General features: G+C 71.9%; 16 protein-coding genes. 13 read left to right on the top strand and 3 right to left on the bottom strand.

All coding sequences use genetic code 11. The features are described from left to right. The first annotated feature begins 5 nt into the window (after nt 1–5). The gene (locus Actkin_RS32585; protein ID WP_309569125.1) at nt 6–794 is read left to right on the top strand and encodes a magnesium chelatase subunit ChlI family protein; all 789 of its coding nucleotides are present in this window, start codon (nt 6–8) and stop codon (nt 792–794) included. A 235-nt stretch (nt 795–1,029) separates the two neighbouring features. Here the strand turns inward: Actkin_RS32585 and Actkin_RS09245 are convergent, their stop codons facing one another. The 3 genes from Actkin_RS09245 to lanKC form a co-directional block, all read right to left on the bottom strand. Next, a complete protein-coding gene (locus Actkin_RS09245) occupies nt 1,030–2,649 on the bottom strand; it encodes an ABC transporter transmembrane domain-containing protein (protein WP_258906706.1) in 1,620 nt (539 codons plus the stop codon). Between the two features lie 456 nt (nt 2,650–3,105). After that, entirely contained in the window at nt 3,106–3,249 is a 144-nt protein-coding gene (locus Actkin_RS09240; RefSeq protein WP_189213099.1) for a SapB/AmfS family lanthipeptide, read from the bottom strand. 23 nt (nt 3,250–3,272) lie between these two features. Next, entirely contained in the window at nt 3,273–5,822 is a 2,550-nt protein-coding gene (gene lanKC, locus Actkin_RS09235; RefSeq protein WP_258906705.1) for a class III lanthionine synthetase LanKC, read from the bottom strand. A gap of 385 nt (nt 5,823–6,207) precedes the next feature. On the opposite strand from lanKC, the gene Actkin_RS09230 reads away from it, so the two are divergent. From Actkin_RS09230 to Actkin_RS09175, 12 genes are all read left to right on the top strand, one after another. Next, nucleotides 6,208–6,723 (top strand): ATP-binding protein, encoded by a 516-nt coding sequence (locus Actkin_RS09230; RefSeq protein WP_258906704.1) that lies wholly within the window; start codon nt 6,208–6,210, stop codon nt 6,721–6,723. A gap of 90 nt (nt 6,724–6,813) precedes the next feature. Beyond that, nucleotides 6,814–7,842: a LacI family DNA-binding transcriptional regulator gene (locus tag Actkin_RS09225; RefSeq protein ID WP_189213102.1), complete on the top strand. Its 1,029-nt coding sequence runs from the start codon at nt 6,814–6,816 to the stop codon at nt 7,840–7,842. A gap of 109 nt (nt 7,843–7,951) precedes the next feature. Further along, complete coding sequence (locus Actkin_RS09220) at nt 7,952–8,212, top strand: hypothetical protein (protein ID WP_189213103.1); 261 nt, start codon at nt 7,952–7,954, stop codon at nt 8,210–8,212. Between the two features lie 94 nt (nt 8,213–8,306). After that, nucleotides 8,307–8,879: a sigma-70 family RNA polymerase sigma factor gene (locus Actkin_RS09215; protein WP_229787407.1), complete on the top strand. Its 573-nt coding sequence runs from the start codon at nt 8,307–8,309 to the stop codon at nt 8,877–8,879. A 262-nt stretch (nt 8,880–9,141) separates the two neighbouring features. After that, entirely contained in the window at nt 9,142–10,137 is a 996-nt protein-coding gene (locus Actkin_RS09210; RefSeq protein ID WP_258906701.1) for a beta-ketoacyl-ACP synthase III, read from the top strand. An 18-nt stretch (nt 10,138–10,155) separates the two neighbouring features. Next, nucleotides 10,156–10,404 (top strand): acyl carrier protein, encoded by a 249-nt coding sequence (locus Actkin_RS09205; RefSeq protein WP_189213106.1) that lies wholly within the window; start codon nt 10,156–10,158, stop codon nt 10,402–10,404. Then, complete coding sequence (locus Actkin_RS09200; protein ID WP_258906700.1) at nt 10,401–11,273, top strand: (3R)-3-[(carboxymethyl)amino]fatty acid oxygenase/decarboxylase; 873 nt, start codon at nt 10,401–10,403, stop codon at nt 11,271–11,273. The genes Actkin_RS09205 and Actkin_RS09200 overlap by 4 nt, the downstream gene beginning before the upstream one ends. Continuing rightward, nucleotides 11,270–11,800, top strand: coding sequence for an FcoT family thioesterase (locus tag Actkin_RS09195; RefSeq protein WP_258906699.1), 531 nt, complete (start codon nt 11,270–11,272; stop codon nt 11,798–11,800). Before Actkin_RS09200 ends, Actkin_RS09195 begins: the two co-directional genes overlap by 4 nt. Nucleotides 11,801–11,817: 17 nt before the next feature. Then, a complete protein-coding gene (locus Actkin_RS09190; RefSeq protein ID WP_258906698.1) occupies nt 11,818–13,374 on the top strand; it encodes a long-chain-fatty-acid--CoA ligase in 1,557 nt (518 codons plus the stop codon). A gap of 13 nt (nt 13,375–13,387) precedes the next feature. Next, nucleotides 13,388–13,639, top strand: coding sequence for a phosphopantetheine-binding protein (locus Actkin_RS09185; protein ID WP_189213110.1), 252 nt, complete (start codon nt 13,388–13,390; stop codon nt 13,637–13,639). After that, nucleotides 13,632–17,849 carry a non-ribosomal peptide synthetase gene (locus Actkin_RS09180; RefSeq protein WP_258906697.1) on the top strand — a complete coding sequence of 1,406 codons (4,218 nt, stop codon included), beginning with the start codon at nt 13,632–13,634 and terminating at the stop codon, nt 17,847–17,849. Before Actkin_RS09185 ends, Actkin_RS09180 begins: the two co-directional genes overlap by 8 nt. A 208-nt stretch (nt 17,850–18,057) precedes the next feature. Continuing rightward, nucleotides 18,058–19,413, top strand: a complete 1,356-nt coding sequence (locus Actkin_RS09175) for an MFS transporter (RefSeq protein WP_258906696.1) — start codon at nt 18,058–18,060, stop codon at nt 19,411–19,413. Nucleotides 19,414–19,465: the final 52 nt, after the last annotated feature.

Genomic DNA, 19,465 nt, shown 5'->3' with positions numbered 1-19,465 from the left:
GCGCGATGGCCACGGTCTTCACCACGCAACCCTGCAAAGCCATCCCCCACCGCTCCCGCGCGATGGCCCCGGCCCCCGCTATGCAACCTTGCAGAGCCGTCCCCCATCGCTTTCGTTCGGCCCCCACCTTCACCACGCAACCCTGCAATGTCGTCTCCCGCCGCCTTCGTCCGACGACCCCCGCCCTCGCCACACAACCCTGCAAAGCCGCCCCCCGCCGCTTCCGTCCGACGGCCCCGGCCCTCGCCACGCAACCCTGCAAAGCCGTCTCCCGCCGCCTTCGTCCGACGGCCCCCGCCTTCACCACGCAACCCTGGAAAGCCGCCCCCCGCCGCTTCCGTCCGACGGCCCCGGCCGTCAGCTCACAACCTCGCAAAGCCGGCCCCCACCCCATGCACACGACGGCCTCCGCCGTCACCGCACAACCACCCAAGTCCGGGCCCCACCACATCCGCCCGACCCTCACCACGCAACCCTGCGAAGCCGTCCTCCGTCCCATCCGCGCGACGGCCCCGGCGCTCACCACACAAACCCCGGAAACCGTCCCCCTCCCCATCCCACCCGGGGCCGTGGCCATGCTTGGCCGCGCCCTCTCCACACGCGAACTGTCCGCCCGAGGCGCCGACCGCTGCATCCGAATCGCCTGGATGCTCGCCGATCTAGCCGAAGCCCCCGACGCCGACCAGGTAGCCGCCGCCCTCCACTTCCGTGACCGCCTAACCCTCCATGGGACGGCTCCGGCCCTCGCCACACAAACCCCCGAAGCTGGCCTCCACCCCATCCGCGGGCGGTAAGCCGGGCAAACGTTTGCCCCGGCAGCACTCGGCCCCATTCGCGGCGCCTGCCAGCGGTCTGTGGTCGGCCTAGTGGGTCCGGCGCAAGCGCATACCGCGCGGGGTCGTCGCGGGAGCGTGGTTCGGGCGGCGGGGTTCGGGGTGGGGTTGGGCATGGGGGTCACCGCCGATCCGCGGGGTCGGGAATGGGAGGTTTGTGCGCTATCTATCCACATACCCGGTCTGGTCGTGGTCATCACGTGAAGACCTCTCGGTACTCCGGGTTCGACCAGAGGGTGGCGTGGGGGGCGAGTGCGCGGGCCTTGCCGTCCGCCAGCCACAGGACCAGGTCGGCTCGGCTGGCCGTGCCTGCGCGGGTGGTGACCGTGATGCGGGTGGCGGTCGGGAGGAGGGCGGCTATCGCCTCGTCCACTTCGGACTCGGTGACCGTGTCCAGGGCCGCGGTCGCCTCGTCCAGAACCAGGAGGCGGGGGTGGGCGGTGATGGCCCTGGCCAGGCCGACGCGTTGGGCCTCGCCGCCGGAGAGGGGGGTGTCGGCCATCGGGGTGGCGTAGCCGGAGGGCAGGCGGTCGATGAGGTGGGCGATGCGGGCGGCTTCGCAGGCGGCGCGGACGTCAGTGGGCTGGGGGACGCCGTAGGCGACGGCGTCGGTGACGGTCGCGCCGAGCAGGACCGGGCGGGCGAAGGCGACGCCCACGGCTGTCCGGCGATCGCGCAGGTCGGCGATGGGGACGCCGTCGAGGAGGACCGTGCCCGCGTCGGGGGTGATGCCCGCGAGGACGGCGGCGAGGTCGCGGGCGCCCGGGCCGACGACGGCCACCGACGTGCCACCGGGGATGGTCAGGTCCACTGAGGACAGCTCGCCGTGGGATACGTCCTTGAGCGTGACCGTCCCCGGTCCGTCGGGCAGGGGCAGTTCGGGGGTGGGCGGCAGTGGCGTGTCCACCACCTCGGCGATACGCGCGGCGCACGCGCGCGAGCGGGCCAGGCCGGTCAGCGCCGACACCTGTCCGACGACGCCCATCCCCAGCGTCGCGTATCCGAGGACGGCGAGGACGTCGCCGATGGCGAGCCTGCCCGCCATCAGACCGAACCCGGCCGCGACCAGCACCGCGACCTGCACCGCGGGCCGGAGGAGGCCACCGCGCCAGACCATCCGGGCCTGACCGCGCCAGATCGCGGCGCCTGCCTTGGACAACGACGGAAGTGGTCGCAGCACGCGCTCGGCCTCCTGGTCGGCCACGCCCGCGGCGGCGATCGTGCGGATTCCGCGCACCGCGTCCAACAGGCGGGCACCCAACTCACCGGTGACCGACTGGTACGCCGCGACATCCGCGGCCGTGATCCGCAGATGCGACCGGGCGATCATCAGCGCCAACGGCAGCGCGACAAGGAAGACGACGGCCACCCGCCAGTCCACGACCGCCAGCAGCACAACAGCCCCGACCGACACCAACGCCCCGGAGACGAGCTGCACCGCAAGCGCCGTCACCTGCGCCGCGCCCGCGCAATCACTGGTCAACCTGCCGATCGCATCCCCATCGGCGAACCGCCCGGGCCCCAGCCGGATGAGGTGCGCGGCCACATCCCCCCGCAACCGCGCCCCGGTCCGCGCCGTGACGCGGGCGGACACCAGCAGCCCCAGCACCTCCGCGACCAACACCCCCACCCCCGCCACCGCGACGGCCACCACACCCCCACCGTTCACCGCGTCCGCCAGGGCTGCGGGCAACACCAAGGCCGCCACCGTCCCACCGAGTGCGACCACGACCAGCACCGCGGCCGCCCCCCGCTCCACAACACCAAGCAGGACCCGATCCCCAGCCCCGGCGCCACCGGCCACCCGAACCTCCATCAAGTCAGATGATGAGAACATATGAGGACATCATCCAGATGATCAGAACATCCGACCGACCGCCAGGCCCAGATGGCAAGGCCATCCCAGACCGCCGACCACCTGAACGGCGGGATCATTCAGATGGTCAGATCATCCAGTGGAACATCCAGATGGTCCGAACATCCGGATGATCTGACCATCTGGATGGTGCGGGCATTCAGATGGTTTGGCCATCCAGATGGTGTCGTCATCCGGATGATCCCGACATCTCGGCCGTGGAGGGCGTTCGGATGGTGGGCGCATCTGGGTGGGGTGAGCATTCGGATGGTCTGATCATCTGGATGATGTCGTCATGTGGGGGTGTCACTCGGCGACTCGGGGTGTTCCAGTCATTGGAAGCTGGGGGCGCTGGCGACACAATGGGAAGCGGGAGCGGCGCACCAGTCCTGCGCCGCTCCCGCGTTCACCCTGTGACTAGTGGCAGGTCAGCAGGCTGATGGTGCTGTTCGCGCAGGACGCGATCAGGCTGAGGTTGGACGCGCCGCCGCCGTGGCTCGGGTCGCCGTAGGCCAGCTCGTTGGGGGCGTCCAGGTTCTGCAGCTCGAGGACCATGTCCATGGTGACTACTCCCTTTCCGTTTCCTACCGCCGGCCCGGTATGGGGCCGGAGTCTGTGGTGCCATTCCCGAGGAACGGCAGGACGCGGCCGTGTCCGTCGTGGACGGCGGCCAGGGCGAGCAGCACGCCCGCGCCCCCGGTCGCCACGTCCATCGACAGTCGCAGCAGCTGGTTGCCCGGCATGGCGATCCCGCCGCCGTACGGCACCGCGTGCCACGCCAGGGCCGACAGGTGGGTCTCGATCGCGGCCGCGCGCTCGGGCGTCGGCGAGCGGCGCTGAGCCGCGGCCAAAGCGGACAGCAGTCCGCACCGCCCGTACAGCAGCCCGGGGTGGATCACGAACTCGCCGTGGCAGCCGCGCAGCAGATCGTCCTGGCGCTCCAGGCAGGCGGCGCCGGGCCGCCGTCGCGCCAGTTCCTCGATCACCAGCGCCACACCGGCGCTGCCGACCGCCACGTAAGGCAGCGTGCGAGCACCTCCGTCGCGGACCTGCAGCGCGCCGTCGTCGGTGAGCACGCATTCGTCGAGGTCGCGCGCCACCGCGCGTTCGGCGAGGTCGAGCCACGCCGGGTCGGCGGTCTCGTCGTACAGGCGGGTGAACAGCAGCGCGGGACCGGACCAGCCGGACAGGATGCCCGCGCGGCCCACCTCGTCCGGCGGCGCGGCGACGGCCAGCGCGTCGGCGAGGCGTTCGCCGGTGGCGACGGCGGCCTTGAGGTGTTCGCGGTCGGCGGCGAAGTGCAGCCGGGTGAGCCCGATGCCCGCCAGGCCGCCGCCGTAGCCGTGGTCGCGGGTCTGCTCCACGAGCGTGGCCGCGCCGTCGATCAGGTCGAGCGCCGCCTGCCGGTGGCCGAGGGTGTCCAGCGCGAACGCGATGCCGTACGCGCCGTCGAGCAGGCCGGGCCGCGTGGGCGGCGTCCGCCGGACCGCTTCGAGCAGCCACTCCTCGTGCTCGGGATGACGCCCCTGCCCCGTCGCGTGCAGGGCGTACAGCACCCCCGCCGCGCCGTGGGACAGGCCCGTGCCGCCGAGCCGGAACTGCTCGATGTCGCCGGGGAACAGCCGGTCCTCGCGCTCGGGCGTGGCGCTGGCCAGGATCGCCGTGCCCAGGTCCGCCCGCACCCGCGCCCAGTCCGGCGTCTGCTCGTCCAGTGTGGTCGTCAGCGACGGCCCCGGTTTGAGCACGGCCCGGATCGACTCGACGTACCCGTCGGGCAGGGGGAAGCGGCGCTCGATGAAGTCCAGCAGCGCGCCCAGCTTTCCCGGCGCCAGCTCCAGCATCGCGTTAAGGGGCAGAAACACCCACAGCTTGAGCGCGGCCAAGGCGTAGCGGTCGATGTCGACGCCCGCCCGGTCGGCCGGGGCGCGGAAGCCGGGCGCGCCCAGCGCGGGCCGCTCGCCGCTGTCGGCGGGGAACGCCATCTCGTAGTCGATCAGCGAGACGGTGTCGTCCTCGTCGACCAGGATGTTCAGCGAGTGCAGGTCGCCGAACACCACGCCGCGCCCGTGCACCTGGTCCAGCAGCCGCTCGACGGCGGCGACGATCGCGCACACCCGCTCGGTGAACGCGGCGACGGCGGCGTCGTCGGGATCGTGTCGGGTCAGCGGGTAGGTGCGGGCCAGCCACGGGCCGAGCGCGAGCCCCTCCATCGGCTCCATGGCCAGGAAGCTGTGCTCCCACACCGTGGTCAGCTCATACGCCCTGGGCACGCCCGCGATCCCGTCGAGGCGCCGCAGGATGTCGTACTCGCGCTCCAGCCGGGCCACCGCGTCCACGCCGTCGCGGTCCAGGCCCGCGTGCGGCCGGGCTTCCTTCACCACGACGGCGCGGTCGTCGGCCTTGCGGGTCGCCCGGTAGACGCCGCCGCCGTTGGAGAAGTGCAGCGACGAGGACACCCGGTACGGGAACTGGTCGGGGTCGCCCGCCCGGCGCGCCGCGAGGTGCGGGGCGAGACAGGCAGGCAACTCGACCCACGGCGGCACCCGGAAGGTCGGCGTGCGCTCGTCCGGGACCAGCTCGCCGTCCGGCCCGCGCAGGGCGAGGACCCGCGCGCCGTCGGACTCCACCCAGCGCTCGACGAATCCGCCGTAGCGGACATAGAGCGGGCCGTCGCCGTACCGGAGGTCGCTGAGAATGTAGGGACCCGCGAATCCGGCCAGCCGGGGCGCCAAACCAACGAGAAGTTCGGCCAGTTGGTTATCGTCGGCCGGGTAGACCGTCACCAACTTGCCACTGGCCGACCGCGGCGCGTATTTGGCGTTGCGGGCCAGCAGAATGCTCCGCCCACGCAAATGCTTGAACGCGACACGCGCACCGAAGCAATGATCCGCCACGATGGCGAGCACCTTTTCGGCGTTGTCGAGCGTGGCCGAGACGTGGATCTTCCAGCCCTGGTCCGGGGTGCGCGCTCCGTCCGGTCGCAGCACCCGCCACGTGCCCATATCGGCGCTCGCCCAGCCCGTGGCAGGCGTCGGCGCCAGGGCGGCGAAACCGGCGTCGGAATCCGCGGCGACCCGCTGTTCGTCGAAGAACAGGGGATCGGCGAAGCAGAACGCCTCGTACCGCAGATCCATCGTCATCCTTCCTAACACGGAATTCACCGAGTCGGCGGCTCGCGATTCCGCTCACGGCGGTCGGCATTCATTCCCGCATGTCCGGCCACGTCCGGCCAATCCGCCGAACCGGCGTTGTCCCGCGTCCGATCAGGCGTCCGCGTGACGCGATTACCACCAGGTAACCGATGCGTTGCGTAGTCGAACTGATCCCCGGAACCACCCGTATGCCGCGTACCCCCGGCCGCACCTCGAAGGATTCAGAACTGTGGGTCGCTCAGCTTTGCCGTTGGTGACGGATTCGCCCGAATCCGCCACAGCCTGTGATGGCCTGGACCAGGGTGTGGCCTGCGGGGGCCCACGTGGCACCATCTGGCGGACGCGGGTGGCGCCGGAAGGAGATGCCATGCACGACCGGACCGAACAGGTCGACGACCTCCATCTGGTGGCTCTGCCCAGCGCCGTGGGATGCGCGGAGATGTTCGTGCGGTTCTCGCTGACCGAATGGTCCCTGCGCGACCTGCGCGACCTGGCCGCCGAGACCGTCCGCGCGCTGACCAAGGCCGTGGTGTCCGCAGCGGACCCGGCCAACCCCGGCATGATGACCGCCCGCGCCCGGCTCTCCGGCGGCGACCTGGTCATCGAGATCGAGCCGCCGCACACGGTCGCCGCGCCGCCCGTCCCCGCGGGCGCCCGCGCGGGCGTGCTCGACATCGGCGGCGGCCGGACGATGCTGTGGGCGGCGATCGCGCTGCCGTCGGGCATGTCCGCATCGGCCGTCCCGCTCCCCCGCCGCCAGCGCAGGCCGTCGTCGCAGACCGTGCGCGGCAACCCGCCGGACGAGCCGATCGGCGCCGACGCCGAGACCATGCAGCGCATCCTGTTCGGGCTGAGCGGACGACGCGAGCGCGACCAGCGGTGACACCGGCCGCACGGCCAGGCCCCGTCGGCTTAAGCTGATCGTGCGCGGACGTACCAGGGACCCGTCCGCGCGATCGGAGTTGAGTTGAGCATGACGGAGTCGGACGAGCGGGCGGCGCCGACGCTGGAAGAGGTGGCCCGGGTCGCCGGGGTCTCCCGTTCCACGGTGTCGCGGGTGATCAACGACATGCCCGGGGTGAGCAAACGGGCCAAGGAGGCGGTCACCGAGGCGATCGCCGCGCTGCGCTACGTGCCCAACCAGGCCGCGCGCAGCCTGGTCACCCGACGCACCAACTCCATCGCGCTGGTGGTGTCGGAGCAGGGCGACCGCGTCTTCGGCGACCCGTTCTTCGCGGGCGTGCTGCGCGGCGTCTCGGCGGGCATGTCCGCGGGTCACCGGCAGCTCGTGCTGATGATGGGCCGCACCGACGTCGACGACTCGGTGGCCAACTACCTGTGCGGCGGGCACGTCGACGGCGCGGTGGTCGTCAGCCTGCACGGGCACGACCCGCTGCCCAAGCGCCTGGCCGACGCCGGGCTGCCGGTGGTGGTCGTGGGCAGGCCGCTGGGCGACACCGCGGTGCCCTACGTGGACTCCGACAACATGTCCGGCAGCCTGCAGGCCGCCCGCCACCTGGTCGAGATCGGCCGCAGGCGGATCGCCACCATCGCCGGTCCCGAGGACATGGCCGTGGGCATCGACCGGCTCACCGGCTGGCGGCGCGGGATGACCGAGGCGGGCCTGAAGCCGGACCTGGTCGTGCACAGCGACTTCTCCGGCAAGGGCGGCGCCGCCGCGATGGCCGAGCTGCTCGACCGCGACCCGGACATCGACGGGGTGTTCGCCGCGGCCGACATCATCGCCGTCGGCGCCCTGCGGACCCTGGCCGACAAGGGCAGGCGCGTGCCGGAGGACGTCGCCGTGGTGGGCCACGACGACTCCATCCTGGCCACCTCGACGACGCCCGCGCTGACGACGGTGCGCCAGTCCGTGGAGGAGCTGGGCCGCAGCGCGACCTGGCGGCTGCTGGCCCAACTTGAGGGGGAGACACACCTCCCACCTTCGGTTTTGCTCCCCACCGAACTGGTCGTGCGGGCATCTACGTTAATTCGTCCCTAAGAATCGTCACACCCGGTAACGTGTGCTGGGTCTCACCGCGATGCAACCGGGTGAAGGGGTAACGCATCCAACCGAGACAGACCCAGATCTCCACGACCGGGGGGACGACATGGACACCGAACCGCACGAACTGAGCCACCGCGCCCGCGCGATGCTCCGCGCCATCGCCGCGGGCCGGGCCACCCTGCGCTGCGGGCGCGAGCCGGACCTCTACATCGACGGCATGCCCTGCTGCGACCAGTTCAGCGCGCACGAGCTCATCCACGACGGCCTCGTGGCCGCGGGCACCGGCCGGTTCGGCCAGTTCGTCCCGGCCTCGCTCACCGCCGCTGGCTCGGCGGCGCTGGGCGCGAAGGTCGCCGCCGCGTAAGCACCACGGACTTCGGCCCGGCAGGACGCTGCCGGGCCGTTCCCGTGTCCGGGCTCCTTCACCTACGATGCCCGGTTCGCTACCGTGCGCAGCCATGGGTGGTGCGGAATCCCGCGACGCCGACATCACGTGCTGGGCCCTGGCCGCGCGCCACGGCGATTCCGTGGCGCGGGACCGGTTCGTCCGCGCGACGCAGCAGGATGTGTGGCGGTTCGTGGCTCATCTGGTCGAAGCGTCCGCCGCCGACGACCTGACACAGGAGACATACCTGCGCGCGCTGCGCGCCCTGCCGCGCTTCTCCGGCCAGTCCTCCGCCCGCACCTGGCTGCTGTCGATCGCCCGACGGGTGGCCGTCGACCATTACCGGGCGACCCGGACCCGGCCCCGCACCGCCGATCTCGACGACTGGCAGGCCGCGGCCGACCGGACCCAGCCGCTCGGCCTGCCGGGGTTCGACGACGGCGTCGCGCTCGACGACCTGCTCGCCACCCTGATCGCCGAGCGGCGCACGGCCTTCGTGCTGACCCAGGCCATGGGCCTGACCTACGAGGAGGCCGCGGAGATCTGCCGGTGCCCGGTCGGCACGATCCGCTCCCGGGTGGCTCGGGCGCGCGAGCACCTGATGGCCCTGCTGCGCGACGCCGAGGACATCCCCGGCGGCCGATAGTCCCGTTCACCGAATGTCATACATTAATGGCATAGCGGCCGCGAAATAGGCGCTGACGTGGTCGAATGCCGCGTGGGGACGGCGAACGGGCCAAGCTGGCGATAATCGGCGGGAACCGGAACGGTTCGACGATCGACAACCTCGACATGGACAACCACACCGACGACGTCCCCATACGTGCGCCTCCGCGCATGAGTCCGCTTCCGACCGGTCCCGAGGTCGGAAGCCGTCACACCTTTTCCGCACCCTGAGGAATTGAGGATTGGCCGTGTCCGCTGCCGTTTTCTGCGGGGTCGGGGGCTGTGTTCCCGATTCGGTCGTGACCAACGCCGACCTCGCGCGCCGGTATGACACCTCCGACGAGTGGATCCGCTCCCGAACCGGCATTCGCCAACGGCATGTCGTGCGCGCCGGGGAAGCCACCTCCGATATCGCCGTCCGCGCGGGCGCCGCCGCATTGCGCAGCGCTGGAATCCACGCCGTGGACGCGGTCGTATTGGCCACGTCCACGCCGGATCATCCGTGTCCGGCGAGCGCGCCGACGGTGGCCAGGAAATTGGGTCTCCACGAGGCCGCGGCCTTCGACCTGAACGCCGTGTGCGCCGGGTTCGTCTACGCGCTCGCCGCGGCCACCGGGCTCATCGCCACCGGCATGGCGCGCACGGCGCTGGTGATCGGCGCCGACGCCTTCTCCACGATCCTCGACCCGGCGGACCGCGCCACCGCGGCCGTCTTCGGCGACGGCGCGGGCGCGGTGGTGCTGCGCGCGGGCGGGGCCGGGGAGCCCGGTGCCGTGCTGGCCTGCGACCTCGGCAGCGACGGCGACCTCGCCGAGCTGATCGCGGTCCGCGCGGGCGGCTCCCGGCATCCGCTGGTCATGGGCGCGCCGGTGAGCGGCGGCCACTTCTTCGCGATGCACGGCAAGGCCGTGTACCGGCACGCGGTGCGCCGGATGAGCGCATCGGCGCGGGCGGTCCTCGGCCGGGTCGGATGGCGCCCGCCGGACGTGGACTGCTTCGTCGGGCACCAGGCCAACCAGCGGATCCTGGCTGCAGTCGGCGCCGAGGTCGGCATCGCGCCGGAGCGGGTGTTCACCAACATCGAGCGGGTCGGCAACACCGCGGCGGCCTCGATCCCGCTGGCCCTGGCCGACGCGGCCGCCGCCGGGGCGCTGCGGCCGGGGCGCCGGGTCCTGCTCACCGCGTTCGGCGGCGGCGCCGCGTGGGGCTCGGCCGCGCTGACCTGGCCGGAACTGTAGTTCGGAGGATGCACGGAATTGGACACGGACCGCATTCGGGAAACGATCATCGGTTTCCTCCGCCAGGTCGACGGCGTGCCGGAGCACCCGTCCACCGAGGCGACCTTCGACGAACTCGGCGTCGACTCGATGAGCACCATGGATCTGCTGCTCCTGGTCGAGAAGGAGTTCGGCATCGAGATCCCCGACGACCGGCTGCCCACGATCACGACCGTCGACCGGATGGTGGATTTCGTGGCGTCGGCCGACCAGGAGGCCAGGAAGTGAACATCAGCGAGCAGACCGACGGGAAATTCGGCGTCGTCGTCACCGGTTTCGACGCCGCCACCGCGCCGGAAGCGGACATCGCCGCGGTGAAACACGCGGTCTACACCCACAAGATCGCCGTGCTCAAGGACCAGGACCTCGACGTGAAGGCATTCCTGGAACTGGGCGGCAGGCTCGGCACGCCCGAGGCCTATTACGAGCCGATCTACCACCACCCCGAGAGCGACCGGGTATTCGTCTCGTCGAATGTCGAGCAGGACGGCAGGCGGATCGGCGTGCCGAAGACCGGCAAGTTCTGGCACTCGGACTACCAGTTCATGCCGCGCCCCTTCGACATCACGCTGATCTACCCGCAGGTGGTGCCTTCGCGGAACCGGGGCACGTACTTCATCGACCTCTGCGCCGCCTACGAGTCGCTGAGCGCGGACCTCAAGGCCGCGGTCGCGGACACCGTGGCGACGCACAGCGTGCGGCGGTACTTCAAGATCCGCCCCGACGACGTGTACCGGCCGATCTCGGAGGTGCTCGACGAGGTCGACCAGCGCACCCCGCCGGTGTCGTTCCCCACCGCGCACAAGCACCGGCACACCGACGAGACCGTGCTCTACATCAGCGAGGGCTTCACGTTGTCCGTCACCGACCGCGACGGGCGCGAGCAGCCCGATCTGCTGCGCGCGCTGTTGGAACACACCGGGCAACTGGACAGCAGCTTCGAGCACGACAACATCCACCTGCAGACCTTCGAGAAGGGCGACCTGCTGGTGTGGGACAACCGGAGCCTGGTGCACCGGGCGCTGCACACCGCCAGCGCCGAGCCCGCCGTGTCCTACCGGGTCACCGTGTACGACGAACCGGACCGGGCGGCATGAGCACCGCGACGCCGGTCCGCCACCCGACCGACACCGACCTGCTGGCGCGGGTGCTGCGCTGCTACAAGCCGAACTGCCGGTACCTGCGCGCCATGAGCGTGTCCGCTGTGGACGGACATCTGCTGGGGACGGCCGAGCTGGCCGTCGACGAGTCGTGCTACATCGACGACACCGGCCACCTCAACGCGGTCGAGGTGAACATCGCCTACAACCAGATGCTCTACTACGCGATCGCGCTCGCGGTCCGGGAAGACCTGGTCCCCGCGGCCCTCGGCACGTGGACCATGGACGACTACTGGCGCCGTCAGCTCCCGGACATCCTGATCACCCGGATGGTCAGCCGGTTCCGCTGGCCGGTGGACCCGCGTCGGTTCCACGGCGAGTTCGCGCTCACCGGCCACAGCAGCCGCAGGCTGACCGCCGAGAGCCCGCCGCTGATCGCGCTGGAGACGGGGTTCCGCTTCTGGGACGACCACCGCGGCCGGTCCGACGGCGAGGTCACCGTCGCCATCGTCGCCGCGACCTGAGCCGGAGGACGCTCCCGATGCCGTACTTCCCGAACCTGCGGACCGTCGCCGACGTGGTGGGCTTCCACGCCGCGCGTCAGCCCGACACCACCGCGATCACCTGCTCCGGCCGGTCGCTGACCTATGCCGCGCTGCACCGGGAGAGCACCCGGGTGGCCGCCGCCCTCGGCGCGGCCGGGCTGCGGCCCGGCGCGCGGGTGGCCTACCTGGGCATGGAGTCCGAGCACTACTACGAGATCCTCTTCGGCGCCGCGAAGAGCGCCATGGTGCTGGTGCCGGTCAACTGGCGGCTCACCGCGGGCGAGGTCGACCACATCCTGCGCGACTCGGGCACCGAGCTGCTGTTCGCCGACCGGGGGCAGGCCGAGCTGGCCGAGAAGATCAGCGCGGACCTCCCCCGGCTGCGCGCTGTCGTCGAGCTGGACTCGGAGTACGCGGTGTGGAAGGCCGCGTGCCCGGACGAGCCGCCCGCGCTCGCGGCGACCGAGGACGACCCGATCGTGCAGCTCTACACCAGCGGCACCACCGGCCTGCCGAAGGGCGTCGTGCTGGCCCACCGCAGCTTCTTCGCGATCCGGGACGCGCTGGCGGGCGCCGGGCTGGACTGGATCGACTGGCGGCCGGGCGACCGCAGCCTCATCGGCATCCCCGGCTTCCACGTCGGCGGCGTCTGGTGGGCCATGCAGGGCTTCGCCGCGGGCGTCACGAATGTGGCCATGCCGCGGTTCGACAGCACGGCCGCACTGCGGCTGATCCGCGAGGTCGGGATCACGACCCTGTGCGTGGTGCCGTCGATGCTGCGGCTGCTGCTGGCCGAGCCCGGCGTCGGCGAGGCGGACTTCCGCACGGTCCGCAAGATCGTTTACGGCGGGTCGCCAATCGCGGAGACGCTGCTGCGCGAGGCGATCGCGGTGTGCGGGGCGGACTTCGCGCAGATCTACGGGCTGACCGAGACCGGCAACACCGCGATCTGCCTGCCGCCCGCCGACCACGTGCCGGGCGGTCCCCGGCTCCGCGCGGCGGGCAGGCCCTACCCGGGCGTGCGGGTGAAGATCATCGACGCCGACGGGGCGGAGGTGCCCGCCGGGACCGTCGGCGAGGTGTGCCTGCACACGCCCGCGCGGATGCTCGAGTACTGGGCCAATCCGGCGGCGACCGCGGCCACCCTGGTCGACGGATGGGTCCACACCGGCGACGCGGGCCATGTCGACGAGGACGGCTACCTCTTCATCAGCGACCGCATCAAGGACATGGTCATCGTCGCCGGGGAAAAGATCTTCCCCGCCGAGATCGAGAACGCGCTGGCCAAACACCCCTCGGTGGCCGAGGCGGCGGTGATCGGCGTGCCGGACGACCGCTTCGGCGAGGCCGTGTGCGCCTTCGTCGCCCTGCGCCCGCACCACACGGCCGGGCCGCGCGACCTCGTGCTGTTCCTCAAGGACCACCTGGCGTCCTTCAAGATCCCGGCGCGGTTCGAGTTCATCGACGCGGTGCCCCGCAACCCCAGCGGCAAGATCCTGCGCCGCGCGCTGCGGGACCGGTTCTGGCGCGACCGCGACCGCCGAGTCAACTAGGGAGGAGACCCACGTGTGCGAGCCGCTGACGTTGGATGGGGTCCGGGCCGCTGTGGCCGAACTGCTGTACCAGGAGCCGTCCGCCGTCGACGACGGCGCCGACCTGCTGGCCGAGGGGCTGGACTCGGTGCGGATCCTGAGCCTGGTGGAGCGCTGGCGGCAGAACGGGGCGCAGGTCAGCTTCCTGGAGCTGGCCGAGCGGCCGACCGTCGCGGCGTGGTGGCTGCTGCTGTCGGCGCGGCTGCCCGGGGACGACCGTGGCTGAGCGCCTGCCGCTCCTGGCCGCCCAGCACGGGATCTGGACCGGGCAGCTCCTCGAGCCGGACAGCCCGGCGTTCAACACCGCCGAGTACGTGGAGATCCGCGGCCCCGCGGACATCGACGCGCTCGTCTCGGCGATCCGGCGCACGGTCGCGGAGACCGACGCGCTGAACGTCTGGTTCACCGAGGACGAGGACGGCCCGGCCCAGTACCGCGACGAGGCCCACGGGTGGTCGGTGCACGTGGCCGACCTGTCCGGGTGCGACGACCCGCTGGCCACCGCGCGCGCGTGGATGGCCGCCGACCTCGCCCGTCCGGTGGACTTCACCGCCGACCCGGTGTTCGGGCACGCGGTGTTCCGCATCGGGCCCGAGCGGGTCCTGTGGTACCACCGGGTGCACCACATCGCGCTGGACGGGTACGGCCTCGGCCTGGTCGCCCGGCGGGTGGCCGAGGTCTACACCGCGCGTGTCGAGGGCCGTGAGCCGCCGCCGTGCCCGTTCGGGCCGCTGTCGGCCGTGGTCGAGGAGGACGTCGCCTACCAGGCGTCCGACCGGTGCGCGCAGGACCGCGACCACTGGCTCGCCTATACCGCGGACCGGCCGGAGCCGGTCACCCTCGCCGGGCGGTCCGGGCCGCTGCCGCACCACGTGCTGCGCTGGGAGGACCATCTCGACCAGGCGACGGTGGACGCGCTCAACACGGTCGCGCCCGCCGCGAAGGCGTTCTGGCCAGACGTGGTCACCGCCGCGTTCGCGGGCTACGTGCACCGGATGACGGGCGCGGACCAGGTGAACCTGGCGCTGCCGGTGATGTCCCGGATGGGCTCGGTGTCGCTGCGGGTGCCGTGCATGGTGCTCAACGTCGTCCCGGTGTGGGTGCCGGTCGGCGGGGACGTGAGCCTGGTGGGGCTGACCGCGCTGGTCGCCGCCGAGATCCGCGGCGGGAGGGCGCACCACCGGTACCGCTACGAGCGCCTGCGCCGCGATCTCAGGCTGGTCGCCAGCGACCGCAAGCTGTTCGGCCCGTCGATGAACATCATGCCGTTCGACTACGGCCTGCGCTTCGGCGACTCGCCCGGGGTAGTGCGCAACGTGTCGGCCGGTCTCGTCGAGGACATGGTGGTCAACGTCTACGACCGGGCCGACGGGTCGGGCTTGACGCTCACCTTCGACGCCAACCCCTCCTGCTACCGCCCGGACGAACTGGCCGACCACCTCCGGCGGTTCCGCGCTTTCCTCGCGGAGCTGGTCGCGCATCCCGAACGGCCGATCGCGGCGGCCGACCTGCCGCTGCCCGAGGAGCGCGACCGGCTGCTCGGCAGCTGGAACGACACCACCGTGGTCTATCCACCCGCGACGGTGCCCGAGCTGCTGGAAGCGCAGGTCGCGCGAACCCCCGACCGGACGGCGCTGGTGGCCGAGGACGGCAGGGTGACCTACGCCGAGCTCAACGCGCGGGCCAACCGCCTGGCCCGCTACCTGCTCGCGCGCGGTGCGGGGCCGGAACGGGTCGTCGCCATCGCCCTGCCGCGCACCATCGATGCGATCGTCGCGCTGTTCGCCGTCCTCAAGGCGGGCGCGGCCTACCTGCCGGTCGACCCGGACTATCCCCGGGCGCGGGTGGACTTCCTGCTCGCCGACGCCCGCCCGGTGATCACCATCGGCACGGGTCTGCCCGGCACCGTCGCCCCCGGTGACCCGGAGATCGACCTACTGCCGGATCACGACCTGACCGACGCCGAACGGCCCACCCCCGACAACGCGCTGGCCCTGATCTACACCTCCGGATCGACCGGTGCGCCGAAGGGGACTGTGCTCACCCACGACGCGATGGTCAACCTGTTCCACCAGCACCGGACCCACCTCATCGAGCCCGAGGTCGTCGCCGCGGGCGGGCGGCGCTTCCGGGCGGCGCTGACGGCGTCGCTGTCGTTCGACACCTCGTGGGAGGGCCTGATCTGGCTGTTGGCTGGCCACGAACTGCACTTCATCGGCGACGACGTGCGGCGCGCTCCCGAGGACCTGCTGCGGTATGTCGCGGACGAGGGCATCGACTTCCTGGACGTCACGCCGACCTACGCCGAGGAACTCGTCGCCGAGGGCCTGCTGGCCGAGGGGACGCGGCGGCCCGCGGTGATCGCCCTGGGTGGCGAGGCCGTGGGCGAGGCGCTGTGGAAGGCGCTGCGGGCGGTGCCGGGGTTGTCTGTCTACAACCTCTATGGCCCAACGGAGTGCACTGTGGACGCTCTGTGGTGCAGGCTCTCGGAGAGCGACTCGCCGGTCATCGGCAGGCCGATCGCCAACTGCCGGGCGTATGTGCTGGATGCCGCCGGACGGCTGGTCCCGCCCGGGGTGGTCGGCGAACTCTACCTGGCGGGGACGCCGGTGGGACGGGGATACCACGGCAAGGCGGAGCTGACGGCGCAGCGGTTCCGGGCCGACCCGTTCGGGCCGCCGGGCGCGCGGATGTACCGGACCGGCGACCTCGCGCGATGGCGGCGTGACGGCGTCGTCGAGTTCCTGGGGCGGGCGGACGACCAGCTCAAGGTGCGCGGCTTCCGGATCGAGCCCGGCGAGGTGGAAGGCGTCCTGGGCGGGCATCCCGGCGTCGCGCGGGCGGCGGTCGCGGGGCGGGGTGACCGGCTGGTGGCGTACGTCGTCCCGGACGGCGAGGTGGAGCCCGCGGCGTTGCGCCGGTACTTGGTGGAGCGGCTGCCGGACTATCTGGTGCCCGGCGCGTTCGTGATGATGGACCACCTTCCGGTCAACCCCAACGGGAAGCTCGACCGCGCCGCCCTCCCGTCACCCGAGCCCGCGGCGCGCGCAATCAGCCGTCCGCCGCGCACGCAGGCGGAGCGCGAGCTGTGCGCGCTGTTCGCCGAACTCCTCGGTGTGCCGGAGGTGGGCATCGATGACGACTTCTTCACCCTCGGCGGCCACTCCCTGCTCGTCGCCCGCCTGCTGACCCGGATCAGGGCGGCGTTCGGTGTGCGGCTGGGGATCCGGGCGGTGTTCGACGCCCCCACGGTGGCCGAGCTGGCGCGTCATCTCGACACGGGCCCGCCGGAGACCGCCGCGTTGAGCCTGTCCGACCTGGATCGGGAGGCGGACCTGGACCCGGCGATCACGGCCGACGGCTGCCTGCCCGCCCGCGAGCCCAGGCGGGTCCTGCTCACGGGTGCGACCGGCTTCCTCGGCGCGTTCCTCCTGCGGGCGCTGCTCGACCACACGGGAGTCGAGGTCGTGTGCCTGGTGCGCGCCGAGGACGACAACGCGGCGGCGGAGCGGTTGCGGCAGACCCTGCACCGGTACCGACTCCGCGACCCGAGCCTGGCCGACCGCACGGTGGTAGCCCTGGCGGGCGACCTCGCCCAACCCGACCTGGGCCTCGGCCGCAAGCGCTTCGCGGAACTGGCGGAGGACATCGACGCCGTGTATCACAACGGCGCTCGGGTGAATCACCTGGAGCCGTACGCGCGCCTGCGTCCGGCGAACGTGTCCGGCACGCGGGAGATCCTGCGGCTGGCCACGACGACGAGAGTGAAGCCGGTGCACTTCGTGTCCACTTGCGACTTCTCGGACCTGTCCAACGGTTATGTGGCCAGCAAGTGGGTGTCGGAGCGCCTGGTGACCGCGGCGGGCGCGCGGGGCGTCCCGGTGACGGTGTACCGCCCGAGTCGCGTGGCGGGTCACTCCATCACGGGGGTCGGCAACACGGACGACGCCTTCTGGAATCTGGTGCGCGCGATGGTGATCGTCGGCGCTGCTCCTGGGGTGGGGCCGCAGACAGCGGACCTGGTTCCCGCGGATCACGTCGCCGCGGCGATCGTCCACCTGTCCGTCGCACCGGAGTCGGCGGGGAGGACGTACCACCTGACCAGCCCCAGTCCGGTCCCGGTCGCCTTGGTGATCGACGTCCTCCGCCGACGCGGCTACCCCCTGACGGACCTCTCCCCCGCCGAATGGACCCGCCGCCTCACCGCCCAAGCCGACAAGGCCGCCGAAATCGGTGACTACCGCCTCAGCCTGGTAACCGCCCACCTCGGCGACCCAGACACCGCTTCCCCCGCCTACGACCACGCCGAGACGACCACAGCCCTGTCGACTTCCACCGTCCCATCACCGTTGATCGACGCCGAAACCCTCCACCGCTACCTGGACCACCTACTCGATGTCGGCTTCCTCCCGCCCCAACGCCTACCGAATGAGTGAGGGGACGGGTGTCTCAACCGCATGAAGGGTTGTCGGATGAACCTCCGCTCCTCACCCCACAGCCGACAAGGGCCGCGCCCCCAACCAGACCGCAGAAAGTGGCCGGATGACACACAGCCGATCACCCCACACCCCGGACGGCTGCCCGATGAGCCTTGACTCCCCTCCCCGCGCAGCCGCCCGTCGGGACTGGGTGGGGTTGGGGGTGGTGTTGGCCGCCACCTTCATGGGGCAGGTCGACGGCTTCATCGTCAACGTCGCCAGTCCCACCATCCAGCGGGAGCTGCCCGCCGGGTTCGATCAGATCCAGCTGGTCGGCGCGGCCTATGTGTTCGCGTGTGCGGCGGGGTTGGTGACCGGCGGCCGGTTGGGGGACCGGTTCGGGCGTAGGCGGGTGTTCTTGGCAGGGGTGGGCGCGTTCACGGTCGCCTCGCTCTGCTGCGGGCTCGCCACCAGCGCCGAGGTGCTGATCCTCTGTCGGTTCCTGCAGGGAGCCTGTGCGGCGGCCTTGATCCCGCAGGAACTGGCGATCATCCAGGCGACCTTCCACGACGCACGCGAGCGGGGGCGGGCGTTCGGGGCCTATGGGGTGGCGCTCGGGCTCGGGGTCATCGCCGGGATCGCGGGGGGCGGGGTTCTGGTCGGGCTTGATGTGGGTGGGATGGGGTGGCGGTCGGTCTTCCTCATCAACGTCCCGATCGGTGTGGCGATAGTCGTGGTGGGGCGGTGGGCCATCCGGGAGAGTCGGTCGGACGCCGCCGTCGGGTTCGACATCGCGGGGGCGGCGCTGACGGCGCTGGCCATCCCCGCCCTGCTCGTGCCGCTGATGTTCGGCCCCCGCGCGGGCTGGCACGGGTGGGTGTGGCTCAGCGCGCTCGCCGGGCTGCTGCTCGTCGCCGCGCTCGCCCGGCAGCAGCGGCGGCTCGCCGACCGGGGTGGGGACGGGCTGTATCCCCCGCACGTCCTCGCAAACCGCCGGTTCAGGCTCGGCATGGTCGTCCTCGCCGTCTTCTTCGCGGGCAACGCCGGGCTGTACCTGGTGTTCACCTACCACCTGCAGACCGGACTCGGCCTGGACTCGCTCACCGCCGGGCTGATGTTCACCCCGCTCGGCGTCGGGTTCGCCGCCGGTTCGGCGATCACCGGCAGGCTCAACGGGGCCCGCGTCCCCGTCATCGGCGCCGCCCTCATCGCCTGCTGCCTGCTCGCGATGGCCGCCGTGGCCTTCACCGGGGCCGCTGCCGAGCAGACGCTGCTCGCGGTGCTCATCGGCGCGGTCGGCGTCGGGCAGGGGCTCGTCGTCTCGCCGCTCGTCGCCGTCGTCCTCAACCGCGTCGAGCCCGACCACGCGGGCGCGGCCACCGGGATCGCCGCCACGGTCGTCCAGTTCGGTCTGGCCGCGGGCTTCTCCCTGGTCGGCATCGCGTACCGCGTGGTGCTGGGCGGCATCCCCGGCGACCCGGCGATCGACCCGGCCCGCCACCACGTCGCGTTCGCCGCCGTCGCGCTCGCGCTGACCGCGGGCGCGGCCCTCACCGGCGTGCTCTGCCGCAGGCTCGCCTGAGAAGATCATCACCACCGGGAACCGGGCGGCCCTCCGACGCGACTGCCAGGAC

Origin of the sequence: Actinokineospora sp. UTMC 2448, assembly GCF_024760565.1 — a bacterium.
Classification (GTDB): domain Bacteria; phylum Actinomycetota; class Actinomycetes; order Mycobacteriales; family Pseudonocardiaceae; genus Actinokineospora; species Actinokineospora fastidiosa.
Note: the sequence above shows the minus strand (reverse complement) of the source record. Positions and strands in the feature narration are given on the sequence as shown.